The sequence below is a fragment of the Cyanobacterium sp. IPPAS B-1200 genome, assembly GCF_001747005.2.
Taxonomy (GTDB): domain Bacteria; phylum Cyanobacteriota; class Cyanobacteriia; order Cyanobacteriales; family Cyanobacteriaceae; genus Cyanobacterium.
On record NZ_CP182899.1, the window covers coordinates 779970 to 801066 of the forward strand.

Annotated in this window: 19 protein-coding genes and 1 pseudogene; 6 read left to right on the forward strand and 14 right to left on the reverse strand. The window is 39.7% G+C overall.

Features of this window, described 5'->3' with window-relative positions; translation table 11 throughout:
• Nucleotides 1-8 precede the first annotated feature (8 nt).
• Nucleotides 9-4631 carry a glutamate synthase large subunit gene (gene gltB, locus A5482_RS03510; RefSeq protein ID WP_069791107.1) on the forward strand — a complete coding sequence of 1541 codons (4623 nt, stop codon included), beginning with the start codon at nucleotides 9-11 and terminating at the stop codon, nucleotides 4629-4631.
• A 121-nt stretch (nucleotides 4632-4752) separates the two neighbouring features.
• On the opposite strand, the gene purQ is transcribed toward gltB, so the two are convergent.
• The 3 genes from purQ to recR all read right to left on the reverse strand — a co-directional run bounded on the left by purQ (nucleotide 4753) and on the right by recR (nucleotide 6446).
• Nucleotides 4753-5430, reverse strand: coding sequence for a phosphoribosylformylglycinamidine synthase subunit PurQ (gene purQ / locus A5482_RS03515; protein WP_069791108.1), 678 nt, complete (start codon nucleotides 5428-5430; stop codon nucleotides 4753-4755).
• A gap of 3 nt (nucleotides 5431-5433) precedes the next feature.
• Complete coding sequence (gene purS / locus A5482_RS03520) at nucleotides 5434-5694, reverse strand: phosphoribosylformylglycinamidine synthase subunit PurS (RefSeq protein ID WP_069791109.1); 261 nt, start codon at nucleotides 5692-5694, stop codon at nucleotides 5434-5436.
• 155 nt (nucleotides 5695-5849) lie between these two features.
• Entirely contained in the window at nucleotides 5850-6446 is a 597-nt protein-coding gene (gene recR, locus A5482_RS03525) for a recombination mediator RecR (RefSeq protein WP_069791110.1), read from the reverse strand.
• Between the two features lie 136 nt (nucleotides 6447-6582).
• On the opposite strand from recR, the gene A5482_RS03530 reads away from it, so the two are divergent.
• Nucleotides 6583-7146, forward strand: a complete 564-nt coding sequence (locus A5482_RS03530; protein ID WP_069791111.1) for a DUF697 domain-containing protein — start codon at nucleotides 6583-6585, stop codon at nucleotides 7144-7146.
• A 255-nt stretch (nucleotides 7147-7401) separates the two neighbouring features.
• The gene (locus tag A5482_RS03535) at nucleotides 7402-7923 is read left to right on the forward strand and encodes a hypothetical protein (RefSeq protein ID WP_069791112.1); all 522 of its coding nucleotides are present in this window, start codon (nucleotides 7402-7404) and stop codon (nucleotides 7921-7923) included.
• A 176-nt stretch (nucleotides 7924-8099) separates the two neighbouring features.
• Here the strand turns inward: A5482_RS03535 and A5482_RS03540 are convergent, their stop codons facing one another.
• The 6 genes and pseudogenes from A5482_RS03540 to psb29 form a co-directional block, all read right to left on the reverse strand.
• The gene (locus A5482_RS03540; RefSeq protein ID WP_069791113.1) at nucleotides 8100-8786 is read right to left on the reverse strand and encodes an SDR family NAD(P)-dependent oxidoreductase; all 687 of its coding nucleotides are present in this window, start codon (nucleotides 8784-8786) and stop codon (nucleotides 8100-8102) included.
• A gap of 14 nt (nucleotides 8787-8800) precedes the next feature.
• On the reverse strand, nucleotides 8801-9469 hold the full coding sequence (locus A5482_RS03545; protein WP_446684806.1) for a DUF4335 domain-containing protein: 669 nt from the start codon (nucleotides 9467-9469) through the stop codon (nucleotides 8801-8803).
• Nucleotides 9470-9513: 44 nt separating this feature from the next.
• Nucleotides 9514-10548 carry a pentapeptide repeat-containing protein gene (locus tag A5482_RS03550; RefSeq protein ID WP_069791114.1) on the reverse strand — a complete coding sequence of 345 codons (1035 nt, stop codon included), beginning with the start codon at nucleotides 10546-10548 and terminating at the stop codon, nucleotides 9514-9516.
• 82 nt (nucleotides 10549-10630) lie between these two features.
• Nucleotides 10631-11240: pseudogene (locus A5482_RS03555) on the reverse strand (DUF938 domain-containing protein).
• 61 nt (nucleotides 11241-11301) lie between these two features.
• On the reverse strand, nucleotides 11302-12603 hold the full coding sequence (gene serS / locus A5482_RS03560) for a serine--tRNA ligase (protein WP_069791116.1): 1302 nt from the start codon (nucleotides 12601-12603) through the stop codon (nucleotides 11302-11304).
• A gap of 297 nt (nucleotides 12604-12900) precedes the next feature.
• Nucleotides 12901-13596, reverse strand: a complete 696-nt coding sequence (gene psb29 / locus A5482_RS03565; RefSeq protein ID WP_069791117.1) for a photosystem II biogenesis protein Psp29 — start codon at nucleotides 13594-13596, stop codon at nucleotides 12901-12903.
• 166 nt (nucleotides 13597-13762) lie between these two features.
• On the opposite strand from psb29, the gene A5482_RS03570 reads away from it, so the two are divergent.
• Both A5482_RS03570 and A5482_RS03575 read left to right on the forward strand, forming a co-directional pair.
• Entirely contained in the window at nucleotides 13763-14197 is a 435-nt protein-coding gene (locus A5482_RS03570) for an SRPBCC family protein (RefSeq protein WP_069791118.1), read from the forward strand.
• Between the two features lie 293 nt (nucleotides 14198-14490).
• Nucleotides 14491-15195: a hypothetical protein gene (locus A5482_RS03575; RefSeq protein WP_069791119.1), complete on the forward strand. Its 705-nt coding sequence runs from the start codon at nucleotides 14491-14493 to the stop codon at nucleotides 15193-15195.
• Here A5482_RS03575 and A5482_RS03580 read toward each other — a convergent pair.
• From A5482_RS03580 to ftsY, 4 genes are all read right to left on the reverse strand, one after another.
• Nucleotides 15192-16325 carry a beta-ketoacyl-ACP synthase gene (locus A5482_RS03580; protein ID WP_069791120.1) on the reverse strand — a complete coding sequence of 378 codons (1134 nt, stop codon included), beginning with the start codon at nucleotides 16323-16325 and terminating at the stop codon, nucleotides 15192-15194. The genes A5482_RS03575 and A5482_RS03580 overlap by 4 nt on opposite strands.
• 128 nt (nucleotides 16326-16453) lie before the next feature.
• Nucleotides 16454-17245, reverse strand: a complete 792-nt coding sequence (locus tag A5482_RS03585) for a peptidylprolyl isomerase (protein WP_069791121.1) — start codon at nucleotides 17243-17245, stop codon at nucleotides 16454-16456.
• 152 nt (nucleotides 17246-17397) lie between these two features.
• On the reverse strand, nucleotides 17398-18339 hold the full coding sequence (locus tag A5482_RS03590; RefSeq protein WP_069791122.1) for a spermine/spermidine synthase domain-containing protein: 942 nt from the start codon (nucleotides 18337-18339) through the stop codon (nucleotides 17398-17400).
• A gap of 178 nt (nucleotides 18340-18517) precedes the next feature.
• Entirely contained in the window at nucleotides 18518-19939 is a 1422-nt protein-coding gene (gene ftsY, locus A5482_RS03595) for a signal recognition particle-docking protein FtsY (RefSeq protein ID WP_069791123.1), read from the reverse strand.
• Nucleotides 19940-20001: 62 nt separating this feature from the next.
• On the opposite strand from ftsY, the gene mutT reads away from it, so the two are divergent.
• Nucleotides 20002-20418, forward strand: coding sequence for an 8-oxo-dGTP diphosphatase MutT (mutT, locus tag A5482_RS03600; RefSeq protein ID WP_069791124.1), 417 nt, complete (start codon nucleotides 20002-20004; stop codon nucleotides 20416-20418).
• A 187-nt stretch (nucleotides 20419-20605) separates the two neighbouring features.
• Here mutT and A5482_RS03605 read toward each other — a convergent pair whose 3' ends face one another.
• Nucleotides 20606-21085, reverse strand: coding sequence for a pentapeptide repeat-containing protein (locus A5482_RS03605; protein WP_069791125.1), 480 nt, complete (start codon nucleotides 21083-21085; stop codon nucleotides 20606-20608).
• Nucleotides 21086-21097: the final 12 nt, after the last annotated feature.

A 21097-nucleotide genomic window follows, 5' to 3' on the forward strand; every position in this document is an offset into this window, starting at 1 on the left:
AAGCAATTATGACCGTAAATAATATACCAAAAAAACAGGGATTATATGATCCACAAAATGAACATGATGCCTGTGGTGTAGGCTTTGTAGTGCATAAATACGGGAAAAAATCTCACGACACAATACAACAAGCATTAACCATTTTAATCAACTTAGACCATCGGGGAGGCTGTGGTGCCGAACCGAATACAGGAGATGGTGCAGGGATATTAATGCAATTACCCGATGGCTTCATGCGTCACGAAGCCGAAAAATTAGGTATTACCCTACCCCCCACAGGGGAATATGCCGTAGGGATGATGTTTACTTCTCCCGACGAAGAAAAAAGATTAAAAGCCAGAGCCATATTTGAACAAGTAGTGGCAGAAGAAGGGCAAAAGGTATTGGGTTGGCGAAATGTACCCACAGACAATTCTGATTTAGGCAAAAGTGCTTTAATAAATGAGCCTTTTGTACAACAAGTATTTATCGCTAAGAACCCTGAACTGAATGATAATCTTGATTTTGAGCGCAAATTATTTGTGATTAGGAAGCGATCGCACAATGCCATCAAAGCTCCTCAAATAGATGAACATTGGTATCCTGCCACCATCTCCAGCCGTACCATCGTCTATAAAGGTATGCTCAAGCCCGTGCAGGTAGGCAAATATTACCTCGACTTAAATAACCCTGCCCTAGAAACCGCCCTCGCCCTCGTCCATTCCAGATTTAGCACCAACACCTTCCCCAGTTGGGAAAGGGCGCACCCTTACCGCTACATCACCCATAACGGGGAAATTAACACCCTCAAAGGTAATACCAACTGGATGCGCGCCCGACAAGCCCTCTTTGAGTCCGAATTATTTGGGGAAGACATGGAAAAAATCCAACCTATTATCAACATCGATGGTAGCGACTCCCTAATTTTTGATAACGCCCTCGAAATGTTGGTGTTAAGTGGTCGTAGCCTTCCCCATGCCGTCATGATGATGATTCCCGAACCTTGGACGGGGCATGAGTCCATGAGTCCTGAGAAAAAAGCCTTTTATCAATACCACTCCTGTTTAATGGAGCCTTGGGATGGCCCTGCCTCCATCGCCTTCACTGACGGTAAACAAATCGGAGCTATACTCGATCGCAACGGCTTACGTCCCTCAAGATATATCGTCACCAAAGACGGTTTAGTGATCATGGCATCGGAAGCTGGAGTATTACCCATTGAGCCAGAAAGGGTAGAATCCAAAGGAAGATTACAACCCGGGCAGATGTTTTTGGTGGATATGGAAGCAGGGCGCATCGTAGCGGATGAAGAAGTAAAAAGGGCGATCGTCACCGCAAAACCCTATCAACAATGGCTCGACAAAAACCTCTATACCCTCGACCAAATCTCCCCCCTTCCTAAGGGGGGCTTAAGGGGGGTTAAACCTTCAGAGGATGATGACAATCTCATACCTCTCCAACAAACCTTTGGCTATACCTTTGAAGACTTGCGGATGCTCATTGCCCCCATGGCAACCAACGGCGTAGAGGCGATCGGGGCTATGGGTATTGATACCCCCCTAGCGGTGTTGAGTGATAAACCCAAACTGTTGTACGACTACTTTAAACAACTTTTTGCCCAAGTTACCAACCCCCCTATCGACTCCATCAGAGAAGCCATTATCACCTCCGCCGAAACCACCATCGGCAGGGAAGGAAACTTGCTCAACCCTCAACCCGAAAGCTGTCACCTCATCGCCCTGAAAACTCCTGTTATCACTAACGAGGAATTAGCTAAACTCAAAAGTCTTACTCCTACCGAGGGGGAATCTCACCAATTTAAAGCCCATACCCTCTCAATCCTGTTTGACCCCAAAGATGGCGAAAAAGGTATGGAAAAAGCCTTAGAGGCGATTTTTGCTGAAGCAGATGAAGCGATCAAAGAAGGATGCACCCATATTATTTTGAGTGATAGGGGAGTAGATAAAAATAATGCCCCTATCCCTGCCCTCTTGGCGGTGTCAGGATTACACCATCATCTGATTCGCAACGGTACCCGTACCCTAGTGGGTTTAATTCTCGAATCTGGTGAACCGAAGGAAGTCCATCACTTTGCCCTCCTTCTCGGCTATGGTTGCGGCGCGATTAATCCTTACCTCGCCTATGAAACCATCAACCAGATGATCGAAGAAAAACTAATCACAGAGGTTGACTACGACACCGCCGTATATAACTACATCAAATGTGTCACCAAGGGAGTTATCAAAATTGCTTCTAAAATTGGTATTTCCACTATCCAAAGTTACCGAGGGGCACAAATTTTTGAATCTGTGGGTTTAAATGATACTGTCATCGATAAATATTTCTCCCGTACAGCTTCCCGTTTACAAGGGGTAGGTTTAGATGTAATCGCCGAGGAAACCACCATGCGCCATAACCACGGTTTCCCCCAAAGACAGGTAAATGGACATACCCTCGATGTGGGGGGAGAATATCAATGGCGTAAGGATGGAGAAGCCCATCTTTTCAATCCCCAAACCATTCATACTTTGCAACAGGCAGTCAGGGAAGGAGATTATCAACTATTTAAAGCCTATTCCCAAATGATTAATGATCATGGCAAACACTACTTCCGTTTACGGGATTTATTGGAGTTTAAACCACAAGAATCCATCCCCATCGAAGAAGTTGAGCCCATTGAGAATATCATGAGACGCTTTAAGACAGGGGCGATGAGTTATGGTTCTATTTCTAAAGAAACTCACGAATCCTTGGCGATCGCCATGAACCGAATTGGTGGAAAATCCAACACAGGGGAAGGAGGGGAAGACCCCGAGCGCTACACTTGGACAAATGAACAGGGAGACTCAAAAAATAGTGCCATTAAACAGGTAGCCAGTGGACGCTTTGGGGTAAATAGCCTTTACCTTTCCCAAGCCAAAGAAATCCAAATCAAAATGGCCCAGGGTGCAAAACCGGGAGAAGGAGGGCAGTTACCTGGTAAGAAGGTTTATCCTTGGATTGCTAAGGTGCGCTATTCCACCCCGGGAGTAGGTTTAATTTCTCCTCCCCCTCACCATGACATCTACTCTATCGAGGATTTAGCTGAGTTAATCCATGACTTGAAAAATGCCAATCGCAACGCTCGTATTAACGTTAAATTAGTCTCAGAAGTGGGAGTCGGTACTATCGCCTCTGGGGTGGCTAAAGCGAAGGCTGATGTGGTTCTCGTTTCTGGTTATGATGGTGGTACAGGGGCATCTCCCAAAACTTCTATCAAACACGCTGGATTACCTTGGGAATTAGGTTTGGCGGAAACCCATCAAACCTTGCTATTAAATAATCTCCGTAGTCGTATTGTGGTGGAAACTGACGGACAGATGAAGACAGGAAGGGATGTTATCGTTGCCGCCCTCCTCGGTGCCGAGGAATATGGTTTTTCCACCGCCCCCCTAGTCAGTCTTGGTTGCATTATGATGCGTGTGTGTCATCTCAACACCTGCCCTGTGGGAGTTGCTACCCAAAACCCCGAACTCCGTGCTAAATTTACAGGAGATCCAGCCTATACCGTGAATTTCATGAAGTTTATTGCCCAAGAAATGCGGGAAATTATGGCAGAATTGGGTTTCCGTACTATTGATGAAATGGTAGGACGTACGGATGTTTTAGAGCCGAGAAAAGCCGTTGACCATTGGAAGGCAAAGGGTATCGATATATCTCCTATTCTCTATCAGCCAAAAACAGATCCTAGTATGTCTCGTTACTGTACTATCAAGCAGGATCATGATTTGGATAAATCCCTTGATATGACTACTTTATTGGATATATGCAAACCAGCCATTGAAAAAGGAGAAAAAGTTAAGGCGACTTTACCTATTAAAAATACTAACCGTGTGGTAGGAACCATTTTAGGTAACGAAATCACTAAAAACCATTGGCATGGCTTACCCGAAGATACCGTAAATTTACATTTTGTCGGTAGTGCAGGGCAAAGTTTTGGGGCATTTGTACCCCAGGGCGTTACCCTTGAATTGGAAGGAGATGCCAATGACTATATCGGTAAAGGCTTAAGCGGTGGTAAAATCATCGTTTATCCTGACAAAAAAGCCACCTTCAAAGCAGAGGAAAATATCATCGTTGGTAATGTTGCCTTTTATGGTGCTACCAGTGGAGAAGCCTATATTTCTGGGGTTGCAGGAGAGCGTTTTTGTGTTCGTAACTCCGGGGTAAGCACCGTTGTAGAGGGTATTGGCGATCATGGTTGTGAATACATGACTGGTGGTAAAGTGGTTATCATCGGGGCAACAGGACGTAATTTTGCTGCTGGTATGAGTGGCGGTGTTGCCTATATTCTTGATGAAAAAGGAGATTTTGCTACCCGTTGTAATACGGAAATGGTAGGTTTAGAAACCCTCGATGATGCTTCGGAGATTGCGGAGTTGAAACAGTTAATTACTAATCATCAACAGCTTACTAATAGTAAAAAAGCGGAAAAAGTCCTCGCTAATTGGCAGGAAAATATCGGTAAATTTGTGAAGGTAATGCCCCGTGATTATAAACGGGTTTTAGAGGCTCTAAAAGAGGCTATTGATTCAGGTTTGAGCGGTGATGATGCTCTCAATGCAGCATTTGAAGCTAATTCCCAAGATGTTGCCAGAGTAGGAGGTAGTTAATATTCTGATGAAAATTTAGTCTATTTACAGTGGGTTTATTAACCTACTGTTTAGGCTTTAATTATCCTTTGTCTTGGTGGGCATTGCCCACCATAACCTAAATAATGTGCGTTCGAGTGAGTTAACAAAGCCCTGCAAATAAAGCTTTTCCATCAATAAAACCGAGTCCATCATCACTAGCCCTTTCAGGGTGGGGCATCATTCCTAAAACGTTACCTTTTTTGTTGGTAATACCTGCAATGTTATTACATGAGCCGTTGGGGTTGGATTCTCCGTTAATTTCTCCTTTCTGGTTAGAGTAGCGGAATAAGATTTGATTATTCTCTTCTAATTCCTTGAGGGTATCTTCATCGGCGTAATAATTTCCTTCACCGTGGGCAATGGGTAAACAAATGACTTCTTCTGATGAATAATTTTTTGTCCAGATAGAGTTATTATGTTCTACTTTGACAGGAACTTGATCACAAATAAAATGTAAATCTCGGTTACGAATCAGCGCCCCCGGGAGTAGTCCAGCCTCTGTGAGTACCTGAAAACCGTTGCAAATACCTAATACTAACTTTCCTGCTTCGGCGTGTTTAATGATACTATTCATGATAGGGGAAAAACGGGCGATCGCACCACAGCGCAAATAATCACCATAACTAAACCCCCCAGGCACAACAATGATGTCAAGATCATCAATATCAGTGTCTTGGTGCCACACAAAACGGGTAGGCTGATTCAAAACCCCCTCCGTTACCATGGCTACATCGCGATCGCAATTTGAACCAGGAAAAACAACAATACCAAACTTCATAACCTAAGCCTCCACAGGATTTAACTCAAAACGATAATTTTCAATGACAGGATTACTCAAAAGTTTGTCACACATTTCATGTAAATCCGCCTCGGCCTTTTCCTGACTCTGTGCCGTCACATTCAACTCAATATATTTACCAATGCGCACCCCCTCAACTCCTTCATAGCCCAACTGGTGCAAACCTGACTCCACAGCAGTTCCAGCCGTATCAAGCACAGAAGCCCTTAAAGTTACATACACACGCACAGAATACTTTTTCATAACCAATCAATTAATATAAAAATAAAAATAACTTAACTCAAAGTCCCTTTTTTCCCATCTCAAGAAAACATCCCCACAAGCAAGAGATTTCAGAAGATTTAGGGCAAGGTGAACACCTAAAACCTTCTCAATTGTCCATGGTCAATTGTCCATTGTCAACTATCAATGTCCCTACGCCCTTCCAAAGCCCTAGCCAATGTCACCTCATCCGCATATTCCAAATCACCCCCCATGGGCAAACCAAACGCAATGCGAGTAACCCGAGTAAAAGGCTTTAACAACTGAGCAATATAAAGAGTCGTCGTTTCCCCCTCCACACTAGGATTAATAGCCAAAATCACCTCCTCCGTCTTCTCTCGGCTTACCCTTTCCACCAATGCCGTAATATTAAGCTGCTCTGGCCCTATGCCATCCATGGGCGAAATAACACCCCCCAAAACATGATATTTTCCTTGATATTCCCTAGTCTTCTCTAGGGCAATAACATCCTTAGAATCCCCCACCACACATATAATCGTCTCATCACGATTAGGATTACTACAAATATTACAAATAGGCTCAGCCGAAAGATGAAAACAACGCTGACAGAAACCAACCCTTCTTTTTGCATCCACAATGGCTTGAGCCAAATTTTCTGCATCTTTATCAGGACGTTTTAAGATATGTAAAGCCAATCTTTGAGCGCTTTTAGGGCCCACACCAGGTAACTTTTGTAACTGTTCAATTAAACGAGCAAGGGGCGGGGTATAAATAGTGATTTATCTCCGTAACGAAAATCCACTCTAGTTTATCCTAGATTTTATCCCAATGCACCCTTTCTCAGATTACATCTAAGGCAGGAAATTTAAAACTTGAGATAAGATTAAAGATAAAATTGGAGGTCAAACCATGAGTCAAAAATTGGAAGCCGAGAAAATTATTCGTACCCATGTACTTTGGGCTATGGGAGGAGGTTTAATACCTATACCTTTAGTCGATTTTGCCGCCGTTACCGCCATTCAACTAGAAATGTTGCAACAATTAGCGAATCTCTATGGAGTTAGTTACTCTCAAAACATAGGTAAAACCTTTGTTTCTGCCCTCAGTGGTACTACTTTAGCCAGTTTAGGTTCAAGTTTTATTAAGGCGATTCCAGGTATTGGTAGTATCATTGGCGGTGCTTCTATGTCTGTGACTTCTGGGGCTTCTACCTATGCGGTGGGACAGGTTGCTGTTAATATTTTCTCTGAGTCAGGCTCATTATTAAATTTTGACCTCGAAAACGCTAAAAAGGCTTATGAGTCAGCATACAATCGAGGAAAGTCTTATGTTTCTGATTTGGAAGAAAAGAATAAGGATGAGGCGTTAAATATTTTTGAATCTTTGGAAAAGCTAGGAAAGTTAAAAGAACAAGGTATTTTGTCTGAAGAAGAATTTAATAAAAAAAAGCAAGAATTATTAGATAGACTGTAAGTATTATTGTTATTTGTGTTTTTAAATAGCTAGATAATATAGTTAATTTTTAAATAAAATCTGTTTTCAATATTTGATAATAATAGTTTATTTTTTATCGTAAATGTTTACATCATACTATTTCTAAAATGAAAATATTTTGTACAATATTCATCCGAACATCAAATATGTTGTAATTTTTATCACAAAGTAAGTTACTTACCATATAAAGATGATGTTAAGATCGGGTAAGCAATAATAATTATTAATCATCCCATGAGTAAGAAAAAAACTTTAAAAGAATATCAACAGGAAGAAGAAAAGCTGAGAGAAATTTTAGTTTTGTTAGAACAGTTATTCAAAAGAGAAGAAGCCAGTGCTAAAGCCATTATTGGTTGTCTCTATGACATAGCAACCCTTAATTTAATAAATAAATACTGTCCTTTGTGGGGCATTAACTCTACTTTAAAATATATTAGTCGTTTTCCTCGTCCTGTGGCAAAACATCTGGGCTGTAAATTATATTTACAACCAAAATGCCCTCAGTTGATTACAGATTGGCTTTATACTTTGGTGGAGTTTCCTGAGTCTAAAGGGAAAGAAGTGGAAATTGTGGAAGATTTGGCTTTACCTGCACAGACACAAATTAAGTCTTTACGAGGAAGGGTAAGGGTTTTAACAGGAGCGTTAGTTGCTTCTTTTGCTGTTTTTATTGGTGGCTTTAGTTGGATTGCTTATAATTTACAGGTTACTCCAGCGGAGTTGTTAACTACTACCCAAACACGTTTAAAAAACTGAATAGAAGGTTAGCTTTATTTTATTCAAGTGTAGTTTTTTGACTATGAAATAATACCAGATTCTTTGTTTTATATTCTTGTTATTATAATTCTTGAAATTTTATTGAATAAATATTTTAAGTTTTTTTAAAGCTATATTTTCATCTAAATTACTAGGGGCGATCGCCCCTAAATGTCTTATTTCTCTAAACCAAAATTAATTAAAACCTCGCCAATATAAGCGGTATTTGGTAAACTTAAAACGGTACTAATTACCTTGGCGACATCTTCGGGCTGAGTCATCATTTGAGGATCAAGATTAACTTCTTTTACCATATCTGTATTGACAAAACTAGGACAAATGGCCGTTACTCGAATACCATCATCCCACCCCACATTGCGCATACTCTGACTAAGGGCAAGAAAAGCAAACTTACTGGCGGAATACCCTGCCAAAGTGCCTTTTACCCTTTTTCCCGACATGGACACCAGATTAATGATTCTTCCTTCTCCTGATTGTTTTAGATAGGGAAAAGCCGCCCTAGTAAGTCGCCAAGGGGCTTTAACATTAATTTCCCAAAGACTATCTAACTCTTCCTCGTTGTCATCCTCAAACTGTACTTTTTTCAAAATTCCTGCACAGTTAATTACCCCATCAATGCGTCCAAACTTATCAACGGTAGCTTTTACCCAATCCAGAGGAGATTGTTTCTCGGTAGCTTCGTAGGGATGAATTAGCACCCTTTCATGGTTGACAAAAACACTATTATCCAAATTAGCGGGATTTCTCACCCCAAGACTGAGGCAATAATTTTCCTTTATTAATTGTTCAGCAACTTTTAAACCGATACCTCTACTTGCACCACTAATTAAAATTACTTTCATGGCATTCTTTATTACTATTCTACCGCGGGAGGCTCTAGGGGCAACTCAGGCTCTAATTCGATATTTTCTTCTCTTGGGGGAATAGGCTCAAGATTTGGATCACTAATTTCGTTAGGTACAGGAATGAGGAAAAGGGCGATCGCACTCAGGGCAAACCCAGCTAAACCAAGCACTGCGGGGGTTGACTGCTCTACCAAAGAAACCTCCATCTGACGATAACGACGAGACACAGGGGAAAGACTATCATTCAAATGAGGTAAAGTCGAACTATCCGCCAAAAACTGATCCAAAGTTTCCAATAAATCAAATAACTGTACCGTGCTTAACTCAATCTCCAATTGATTTTCCGTATCCTCTTTTTTTTCCTGCCATACCAAAACATGACGATTTTTTTGAGGAATTTTACGCAAATAAATATAATCATTTTCATCATCCGCTGTCCAAGAATGAGTTAACCCACTCAACAACTCCTGTCCATAAGCACTAACTGCGCGAAGCAAATTAGCCACAAAAGTAACCCCCCCACTCAACACCGTAGGATTACCCAAAATTTGACACTTAGCTTCAGTTAAAACCGTCATTATGGGGACACCATTAGACAGATTACTACTATCATCACTAAAACCATGTAAAGAGAATGTGCAGTTAGGGGAATTGTATTGACGTTGGATGGGGATACTCATGGATAACTATCAAAATGATCAGCTTATAATTATAGCACTGGCTGTTAACCGCCAATATTATCTCCGAAAATTGTTCCCTCTATCAAAGCCTGTGCCAAAGTAGTTTTAGTCAAATTTGCCTTCATTAAATTTGCTCCTGTCAAATCAGCACCAATTAGATTCGCCAAGGCTAAACTCGCTGACTGAAGATTAGAAAACCTTAAGTTTGCCCCCTCCAGATAAGCACCACTCAAATCAGCACCATTCAACTTCGCATAACTAATATTAGCCTCACTCAAATCCACATCCGTCAAATCAGCACCCCGAAGATTAACATATTTAAAATCTGCACTACTGAGTTTTAAACCACTCAAATTTGCCCCTGTCAAATCTCCCCCGGCAAAATCAACCAAGGGATTTAAACCTGCTATCTGCGCCAAATCGTAAAAATCGTCCTTCGGAGTTTGATAAATAATCTGCAAAATCTCTTTCAACTCCTCCAATAAATCTTCTTCTTTTTCCTGATTTATCTGGGATGGTGCTATTTCATCAGAGCTAAAAATAGTTTCACTGACACAAGGTTTTAAATTAGTTTGCCAAATAAATTTAGCTAATTTTCTTTCTAAAACAGCGTGTTTGTTGGGGGTAATATCGTGGCGCCATAAACCCTCTATTTCTGTTAAATAAACATGGGCTAGTTTACTTTTTAAAGTCGTTGTTAATTTATAAGGGGATTCCTTAATTTCAACAGTACCCAAGATAACATTGTCTAAATGTCCTTCCAAAAATTTACTCTGTATTAAATGCCTAATTTCCCAATAAGGCAAACGAGACAAGGGATTATCAATTTTTTTTATTAAAGGAGATTTTATATCCTTCGCTTCTACTAGACGGATATTTTCTAAATTTAAATGTAGTCTAACCACCCTCAGAGCAAATTTAACGTTACCATGAAAAATTTTTTTTTCTTGGGGGGTAAACTCAAGATTGAGACAAATTTGGAACTGATTGGCAGTACCTGTCACAGGGATAAGTTGTAATTTCATGGATAAACAATCACAATATTGACTGTGAGAATTTAAAATTTGATACTCTGCCATGGGTCTCAATCTACTTGCTACTATTTAAACTCACTTTTTAGAATATCACTTCTATGAGTTAAACTCTTGAGAGTTATAAAATTTAACATTGTTTCTCAAAAATCACAGATAAATTATTACTCGGCATTTCGATAATTTCTTTTAAATTTAACTGATTTTTTTTTTGCCACTTCGGCAACGGTTTCTAGGTTTCTCACTCCCCATGCAGGGTTTCTATTTTGCAAAGATTGATCAAATTGTTGGTTACTAGGGGCTGTGTGTTGATTTTGGCGTTTATAGGGGCCATACAGGTACAATTTATCCCCGTTATTTAATATTTCTTTTGCTCCTTCCATTAGCCCTAAACAGGCATCCCATGGGGCAATGTGAATCATGTTAATACAGGCGATCGCCCTTATGTCTTCTTCTTTCAAAGGTTCATACCATCGAGGTTTTGTCACATCGATAATCAAAGGGTGTTGAATATTTTTTTGGTTTGATTCTTCTTTCCATGCACAAATACTGGCGATCGCACCTTCACTAATATCCGAAGGAATCCAAGTACATTGAAGAAAATGAGGAGCAAAATAAACACAATGTTCCCCCGTACCACTAGAAATTTCTAAAATACTACCATCTTGGGGAAAAACTTCCCTTAAAACCTCTAAAATCGGCTCTCTATTTCTAAGAGTAGCAGGAGCATATTGTTTCATGAAAAAACTTGATATATAAATAAAGTGCAAAGTGGGCAATGCCCACCATCATCAATCAACCCTAGTTTCCATCCACCGTTAAAACATCCCTTCTCAGATAAGGACGCAAAACTTCAGGTACAACCACCGAACCATCAGCCCGTTGATAATTCTCCAACACCGCCGCCATAGTACGCCCTACAGCCAAACCAGAACCGTTGAGAGTGTGGACATAACCAGTACCCTTAACCCCCTTCTCCTTAAAGCGAATATCAGCCCGTCTAGCTTGAAAATCTCCACAATTAGAGCAACTAGAAATCTCACGATAAGTATTAGCCGAAGGCAACCAAACCTCCAAATCGTAACACTTATTCGCACTAAAACCCAAATCTCCCGTACAAAGTTCTACCACCCGATAAGGTAACTCCAAAGCCTGTAAAATAGCCTCCGCATCCCCTACCATCTTTTGATGCTCATCTTCGCTAGTTTCAGGGCGCACCACCTTAATTAACTCCACCTTATTAAACTGGTGTAAACGAATCAACCCCTTCACATCCCTACCATAACTACCCGCCTCCCGACGAAAACAAGGAGTATAAGCACAATGATGAATCGGTAAACTATCACTATCGAGGATTTCTTGGCGATAAAAATTAGTAACAGGCACCTCCGCCGTAGGAGTCAACCACAAATTTTCTCCCTCACACTTAAAACTCTCCTCCGCAAACTTAGGCAACTGTCCAGTGCCTTGCAAAGAATCAGTATTAATCAACACAGGGGGCATCACTTCCAAATATCCCGCCTCAATTTGACGGTCTAACATAAAATTAATTAAAGCCCTTTCTAAAGCCGCACCCATACCCATTAGAGCTACAAAACGACTTTGGGCAACCTTTACCGCCCTTTCCGAATTGATAATCCCTAACTTCTCCCCAATCACATCATGGGATAACGCTTTATCAGTAGATACTCTATTTTTAAACTCATCTCCCCATCGTCTTACCTCAACATTTTCCTCCTCACTAGCACCAACAGGGGTAGTTTCACTAGGAAGATTAGGTAATTCTAACAATCTACCCTCAATTTCGGCCTTTAATTCTCTCTCTTGGGGTTCTAAATCCGCCAATTTTGCCTTAACTTCATTACCTTCCTGCTTCAGATTGGCAATTTCTTCTCCTTTTGGATTCGCACCATCACGGATTTTTTGACCAATTAATTTACCAATTTCATTACTTCTAGCTTGTAATTCCGTACGCACTGATTGAATATCTCTTTGTTTGTTATCCAATTCAAGAAGGGAATTTAAATCATAGTCAGAATTTCTTGTTTTTAGTTGTTGTAAAATTTGCTCAGGGTTTTCCCTAATTTTTTTTAAATCTAACATTATTATTTACAATCAAATAGTTATTTAAAATAATTAATTGGCACTTTAAAATAGCTTGAAAAATTAAACTCAGTTTTTTAGCAACCTAGTATTTCTTCCCACAAACTCTTTATAAAAGATCAAAAATTGCTACCGATTAACAAGGGGTTTAAACCCCTTGCCTGATTATCAATAATTGTGTGTTCACAAATTGTTTAAGATTGCTATATTAAGAAGAATTAAATGAAATTTAAAACAATAAACTTTTTATACACTCTAAAAGCTGATGACATTAAGGTAAATTTACTCAAAAAAACCTTAATTAGCCTCTTCTTTTTGTTCAGTTTTTTCCATGTTAATTCTTTTCTTTTTACTAGCTTCGATAGTCTCCGCAATTACAATCAACATTTGATTGATTTTATCTAAATTACTACGATATAAGTCAACATCTTTTTTCAACTTCTCCACTGGTAATTTTAGCTTTTCGGCATAGGGTGCGATTAATTTAGCCAATTTTTCTTCATCTTTGGCTATTTCAGAATCAAGTTTATTAATGATGGTATAGAAACCAATGCCAAATAAACGACTATATTTAAAATCTTCTCGCTCGGTGATAGACTTTAAAGAATTAACGATATTCTCATCCAAACCATTTTCAGAAACAGGATTTAATAACCAGTTAATTAAATCTTCTGCGGATTTACCTTCGATAAAGTTTAAAAAGGTTTCCGATTGATAGCGATAGTCGTCTGGATTTGCCTCAACAGCTTTACATAGAGCATTAAAAATAGAGCTTTTGTCCTCTTCAGGCTTATAACCAGTCATAAACTGATCAAAACTTTCGGATACTCCTACGCAGTATATAGGATCTTGTTTAAAGTTTACATGAACAGAAAGCAAGTGCATTTCTACCATCAACTCTTGGACTACTTGACGATAAATAGAGTTAATGGGGCGAGTATGGTAATGATAAAACGCTCTTCTGGTGTCTGAAACTGTACGAATTTTATCCACGAATTTATAATAACTAAGTTAATATTTTGTTAACAATAGTTAATTATCTCATCAAATTGGACGAGTGAAGCCCCTAATCATCGATTAATTATAAATGCTGAATCGTACATTTTCTCTGTAGAATCTTGTTATCATAGGACAATTCTTGAAGTTTTATCATCGTCAAATGAGTAATTGGTTAGAGCATAGTGTACAAATCGAAGTAAACGCCCCCATTGATTTAGTTTGGAAGTTATGGTCAGACCTTGAAAAGATGCCTTCTTGGATGAAATGGATTGAGTCTGTGGCTATTCTTCCTGAAAATCAGGATTTATCTCGCTGGAAGTTGGCTAGTGGTGGCTTTGAGTTTAGTTGGTTGTCTCGTATTGTTAACCTCGAAAAAAATCAAATTATTCAGTGGGAATCGGTGGATGGTTTACCCAATCGGGGTGCTGTCCGTTTTTATGATCGCCATGAGTCTAGTATTGTACGTTTAAGCATAGCTTATTCTATTCCTGGAGTTCTCGGTCAGCTAATGGATAATCTTTTCTTGGGTAGGATAGTAGAATCTACTATTCAGGCGGACTTGGAAAGGTTTAAAGTTTATATTGAAAATTTGTGATGTTTTCACAACGTAGGGTATGAAAAGGCGTGATTAAAAAATCTAACTAAATTGTTGTTTTGTTGGTTTATGTTTAATTCTTGATAAGAAAAACTAGAAAATGTTATATAGTTTTATTATTTAAAGTAAATTTAATTGTTGTAAAAAAATAAAAGTTCATTATCTCTCATAAAGTCATATTGTCTTCTAGTACAAAATGATATTAAATTTAACTATTATCTATTTTGCAATAATTGTTATCTTAGTTACAGTCTAAACACTTTACTATAGTAAATCATCATTATAAAACCACCATGACACAATACGACCAGCCCATTAATAATAATTTAAAACCAAGACAAAATGAGCAGATAGAGCCTACCATTGATGACATGACCTATCCTGTTAATGAGGCAATCATCAATCTGGATAATTTACTATATCAAAAAATAAATATCCCTTTTACTCGTAAAGTCATCATCGATGAAAAGGAATTGTCTCAACAACTCGATCAAATCAGAAGAAGTCTTCCTGATTGTATTCAAGATTCTATCGAAATTATCGATGAAAGAGACTATATTATCAATGAAGCCCAAGACTATGCGACAAAGTTAGTGGATAACGCCAAAAGGGAAGCGGCTCAAAGATTAGATGAGTCTTTGTTGGTACAACAGGAACAATTTCAGGCGAATCAGCTTAAGAGAAAGATATATCAAGAGTGTGAAGATAAACGTCGTCAGACGGAAAAAGACATTGAAAAAATGCTTGAAAATGCGGAAATACAAGCTCGAAAAATTTTAGAAAGGGCTATTATGGAGGCAGAAAAAGTTCAAACTCAAGCGGATGATTTTGTCGATCAACAATTGTATAGTTTGGAAAAAGAATTAACAAAAGTATTGCAAACTGTTATTACTTTAAGTAACTACAGACAAGGGGAAGTTCAAGCTCAACAAAATGGTCAAGGAAATACTAAGAGTACTAAAACTAAAGCCCCTTTGACTGAGAAAAAAGCATCTTAATAATCATATTTTCCTAGGGCAATTACTGCATTTTGTCCTCCAAAACCGAAACTAAAACACAGAGAATTTGTGAGGGTATAGTTTTCGGTTTTTTTTACCCAATTAAGGTCATATTCTGGCTCTTTTTCTTGATAGTTAATGGGTAGTTTTTGGTGATAAATAGATAATAATGTTAGGATAGAGGCGATCGCACTGCTTCCTCCTAAAGTATGACCGATAGAAGCCTTCGTATGACTTATTTTTGGGCGATGGGTAAATAACTTTTCAATAAAAAGGGCTTCCCGATGATCATTTAATTTTGTTGCTGTGCCATGGGTTTGAATATGATCAATATCATCCAGACTTAAGTTACTATGGGCAAGACATTGTTTGATGGCATAGATAGCCGAGTTTGCGGACTCCTCTGGGGCTGTTATTCCCTCAGCATCACAACTCATGCCCCATCCCTTGATTTCACCGTAAATGGTCGCCCTTCGCTTCAGGGCAGATTCTTCGCTTTCTAAGACTACCATGGCACCTCCTTCCCCTAATACCATACCTTCTCGCTCTTGAGAAAAAGGATAACAAGCATTTTTAGCAAGGGCTTTCATCTTTTCAAAACCCACCATGGTTAAGGGGGTTATGGGTGCTTCCACTGCCCCTGCCATAACTTGCTTACAATAGCCCTGTTTAACAAGTTCGTAACCCTGTGCGATCGCCCCTATCCCCGTAGCACAAGCCCCCATGGGAGCGAACACAGGGGCAAATGAGCCAACATATTGAGCGGTGAGGGTAGAAGGCTGAGAAGGGAAAGTATCTAACCAGTTTTGAGGGGATGATTGATTTTCTAACCATTGACGGGCAAAAGTTTCCCAACTACCCTGACAACCACGACTCGAACCCACTACCACCCCCATATCAACGAGGGGAGGAGATAGTTTTGCTGATGCTAAAGTTTCTTTGATAACCTTTAAAGTTATCTCTTGGATGGTGCTAGGATGCTGATTTATTAATCCCAGAGGATACTTTGGCAAAAAATCAAAAGGTTGAGATAATCTAATACCCGATAACCCCTTGCTCATTTTATCCCAAGTTGCTTCGGTATTCCCCAGACAAGAAACTAAACCAACACCACTAACAACAACCTTCATTTACACAACCTAAAGTTTGTAGTTAACCAAGAGAACAATAATGGATAAAGTGGATAACAAGTTATTTTATTTTTTCCTACAAAACAATTCATTATCAATTATCAACTATTAATTCTCCATTACTATTCCTATCGCTGTAGATTTTCAATACCGCTGATAACTTCAACAGACTCGATGCGATCGCCCTGAGCAATACTTTCAACTACATCCATACCATTAGTAACCCTACCAAACACGGCATAACTACCATCAAGGAAAGGTAAATCAGCTAGGGTGAAATAAAACTGAGAGGAAGCAGAATCAGGCATCTGAGAACGTGCCATGGCGATCGTACCATATTCATGACGCAACTGGGGAGTCATATCCGTCGTCTGACTATAGATAATATCAGGGGGGGTTGCACCCTCCGCAGAATCATCATACTGAGGTCTAATTTCGAGGGGGATATAACGCTGGGCATTGGTATCAGGATCCGTATAACCCCCAGTACCTAAAGCACTAGCAGGAAAATTAGGATCTTTTCCTTGAGGATCTCCCCCTTGTGCTACGAAAGGTTGCGGATCAGTTACAACTCTATGAAAAACTAGACCATCATAAACCCCTTTATCTACTAAATCGAGAAAATTACCAGCGGTAACAGGTGCATTGTCGCCATCTAATTCGATGGTGATAGACTGCCCTTTAACCTTCATTTCAACGATCGCCTTTCCTTCTAATCTTGGTAAACTCATTATAGTATCATTTATATCGGTGGACTCGTTTTCGGCTACATCAGCAACAGGATTTTCAACCTCTTCGTTACTACTACCACCTGTTACGGCGGTGTCTGATGTGGCTTGACATCCTGTTAGGGTAATTAAACTTACTAAGCAGATGGTCAAAAAAATACGCCAGTGATTATTATTGGTCACTAAGTTCATATGTATTTATACTTTGTTATTATTAGTTGATCTTAAACTATTGTCAAGAAAACTATAACTAATTAAGCATTGAAAATTGAGAATGGATAATAGGAAAATTAACTGCTAATCATAAATTAATGTCGCTATTCCCCATTGCCCATTGCTCCAAATTAACCGTTAATTCCTTGTCCGAAGAATTTAGGAGGTTGTGTTATGGTGTAAACCTCTGTTTCATTTTTAATAGCCTGACGGATATATCCAGGGGTTTGTAACATGCCTAACAAGCTGATACCATCAAAAGAGCGAAAATCGTTGGTGGTTTTTTGTTCGAGGAGACGGTCAATTTTTTCAGGGTTGGGCATGGTGTCGAAACTTTGCTCAGATGCGATCGCAAAGCCCCAAGCAGAGCCATAGGTACAGGTAGGAGTAAAATAAGAGTGAACATTACTAAACACAGCTTTGAGGGTATTTACCAACCGTCCATGGATGTGTAAATTGGCAGGGGCAACAGGTCCAGCCTGAATTACCACAATACCATTATCCCGTAAACATCCTTTTAACTGAGCAAAATATTCCTGGGTAAAAAGTTGAAAAGAAGGGCCTTCCTCAATAGGATCAGAAAGATCAGAAATAATTACATCCCACTGAGCCTCACTATTATCCAACACATTAAAAGCATCCCCAATAACCAATTCTAAACGAGGATCATCAAAAGAACCTTGGTGCATTTCGGGTAAATGTTCCTTACAAGCCTCTACCACATCTCCATCAATGTCCACCATCATCGCTTTTTTTACCCCAGTCCAGCGAAATACTTCTCTGGTGGTAGCTCCTTCACCACCTCCAAGAATTAAGACATTTTCGGGATTAGGGTGAGCTATCATGGCAGGATGTACCAACGCTTCATGGTATAAAAACTCATCCCCAGTGCAAGATTGCCATTTACCATCTAATACCAAGGCTTTACCATAAACACCGCTTTCGACGATGGACATATCTTGATAGGGAGTTTTTTTGTGGGCTAAGATGTTGGTGATCCCATGAACATATATATCGTAAGGGGTTATATATTCACTAATCCAAATGTCTGCGTTTACCTGAGATCCTGCCATAATTTGATTATTTTTCTGTTACTGTTGTTACCGTTCGCATCGAAATCGACTAATCTTATATATTAACCTAAAAAAACTTTTAGAGCTATTTTATTAATGACTATTCAGAATAAAATAGGTAATTTCCAACCTTGTACGGACGTAGCCCACTACGTCCTCTACCACCCAAAAACCCCAATTACTGCGATAATAAGGCTTCCACAAACTCAAAACTAGAAAAAGGACGTAAATCTTCCATACCTTCCCCTGCACCGATAAAGCGGATAGGGAGGTTTAATTGTTGGGAAACTGCGATCGCCACTCCCCCTTTTGCAGTACCATCGAGCTTAGTTAAAACCACCCCTGTTAAATCTGCTGCTTCCGAGAATACTTGAGCTTGACGAAGTCCATTTTGCCCTAAGGTAGCATCCAATACCAAGAGAGATTCCACATGGGCATTAACGGCTTTTTTGTCAATAATACGGCGAATTTTAGATAATTCCTCCATTAAATTCTTTTTATTTTGCAGTCTTCCAGCGGTATCTACTAATAATAAATCAGCATTACGGGCGATCGCCGCACTGATGCCATCAAATACCACCGCCGCAGGGTCAGTATTTTTGCCAGGGTTAGCAATGACGGGGGTATCAGTCCTTTCTCCCCATACCTTCACCTGTTCCACAGCTGCCGCCCTAAAGGTATCCGCCGCGGCAATTACACAGCTATATCCCGAAGTTTTGGCAAGGTGAGATAGTTTGCCTATGGTGGTAGTTTTCCCTGCCCCATTTACCCCTGTAAGTAGCCATATATTTAACTTACCCTCTTGGGGTTCAAAGGATTTATCCTCCGCATTTTCCAAGGGTTTGTCTAACAGAGTTTGTAAAATTTGTTTCAAATAGGCGATCGCCTCTTCGGGGGGTAAAGCCTCCTCTCGCAACTTTGCCTGTAAAGTAGAGATAATATAATCCGTCGCCTCCACACCCACATCAGCACTTAATAATAACGCCTCAATTTCTATCACCGCATCATCATTGAGGGGGCCTTGCCCTACCACAGATTTTAATTGATTGATTAGGTTTCGTCTGGTTTTTCCTAACCCCTGCCTCAATTTTTTGAGCCATTCAAACTCCTCTGCACTCACATCATCAGCACTTCTACCCTGAGAAGCCAACACCTGTGCTGACCACATAAAGTCCTCGTCCAACTCCTCCTCTGTAGTATCAATAGCAGTCTCTTTGAGGGTTTCGAGGCGATCGGATTTTTGCATCCAAGCAGGAACATTTTCTTCCATGACAGAAGACTCTTCCTCTGTATCTGTAGTAGTTTCCGCCTCTATTTCCGAGGCAGTTTCTTCCTCCGCCACTACAGGAGTATCATTTTCCGCCACTGCTGAAGACTCTTCCTCAGACTTGGACTCAGCTTCTTTTTCAACCCCAGCCTTTTGTTTTTGAATATTATTAAAAGCAGTTTTTGCCCATTCCAAATATTGCTCATCAGGGGCATCAACCTTCTCTTCTTCCTTCTCCTCAACCGCCTCATCCTGAGTTTCAGGAGTTGGGGTGACATCCTGTTTTACTTGCTCTTGACTATTATCTTTATTGCGACGAAACCAATTAAACATATAAAATATAAGTGCTATTTTAAACTTAATCTTTTACTCTATCTTAATATTTGTAACTCCCTATGTCTAATTTACCCTACCTCAGAATCGGTACAGCCGTAATTGTTGATGATGAAGGGTTGATTCTCATTGACAAAAGAAGAAATAAAGGCAGTATGGCTAATAAATGGGAATTTCCAGGGGGCAAGTTTGAGGAGGGAGAAAATGCCCAAGAATGTATTGTCAGGGAAATCAAGGAGGAGTTGGGTATTGATATTGAGGTGGGAAAACATTTGATAAATGTTAAACATGATTATCCTCATCTTTCCCTTACTCTTATGGTTTATTATGCCCGTATTATTTCAGGAAAACCTCAAACCATTGAATGTGCAGAGATTCGATGGGTAAAACCTGAAGAGTTAGATAATTTTGATTTTCCCGATGCCAATTATCAAATTATTGAAAAAATAAAAGCTGATAGGGGTTTAACAGTAAGGTAGTCTTTGGTGGGCAATACCCACCCCACGGCAATTATTTTTGTTAGGTTTCATTTTTTAACCGAACTAACCTACCCACAAATTAAGGGTATGTTGAGTAGTAAGAGTTTGGGCATACTGTTAAAAAACTATTCCCTTATTACCTATTCCCCATCCCTATGAAAATGTTTTATGGGGCGTACCTTAATAGTTATGGACAATAGAGGGTATCACGGGTATTTCTACCAGTAACGGGATTTGTGCCAGAAGCCACTTCACACAGTATTTCTTCCACATCAGGGCGTAAAAGTACATCGGTAAAATCTGCCCCTTCAATGTTAGCTTTTTCAAATTTGGTATTAGTGGCAAATGCTCCTTCTAATACAGCATTATGTAAGTTTGCCCTCGTCACTCGTGCAGAGTCTAGGACGGCATTGGTTAGGTTTGCCCCTTCTAGGTTGGCGGAGTCAAGGTTGGCACCAAAAAAACTTACATTGGATAGGTTTGCATTGGTGAAATCGCTACTGCGGAGGTTTGTTTTGTTAAAAGTTGAGCCGCTTAAGTCTTGTCCTGAAAAGTCTGATTCTACGAGGTGGGCTTTGGTGTAGTCTAATGCTGCTTCTACAGGATTTATGACACTCAGAAAAAGAATTATTAATGAAAGGGCTAGTTTTATTAGTTTGGATACCATAGGATGATCAAT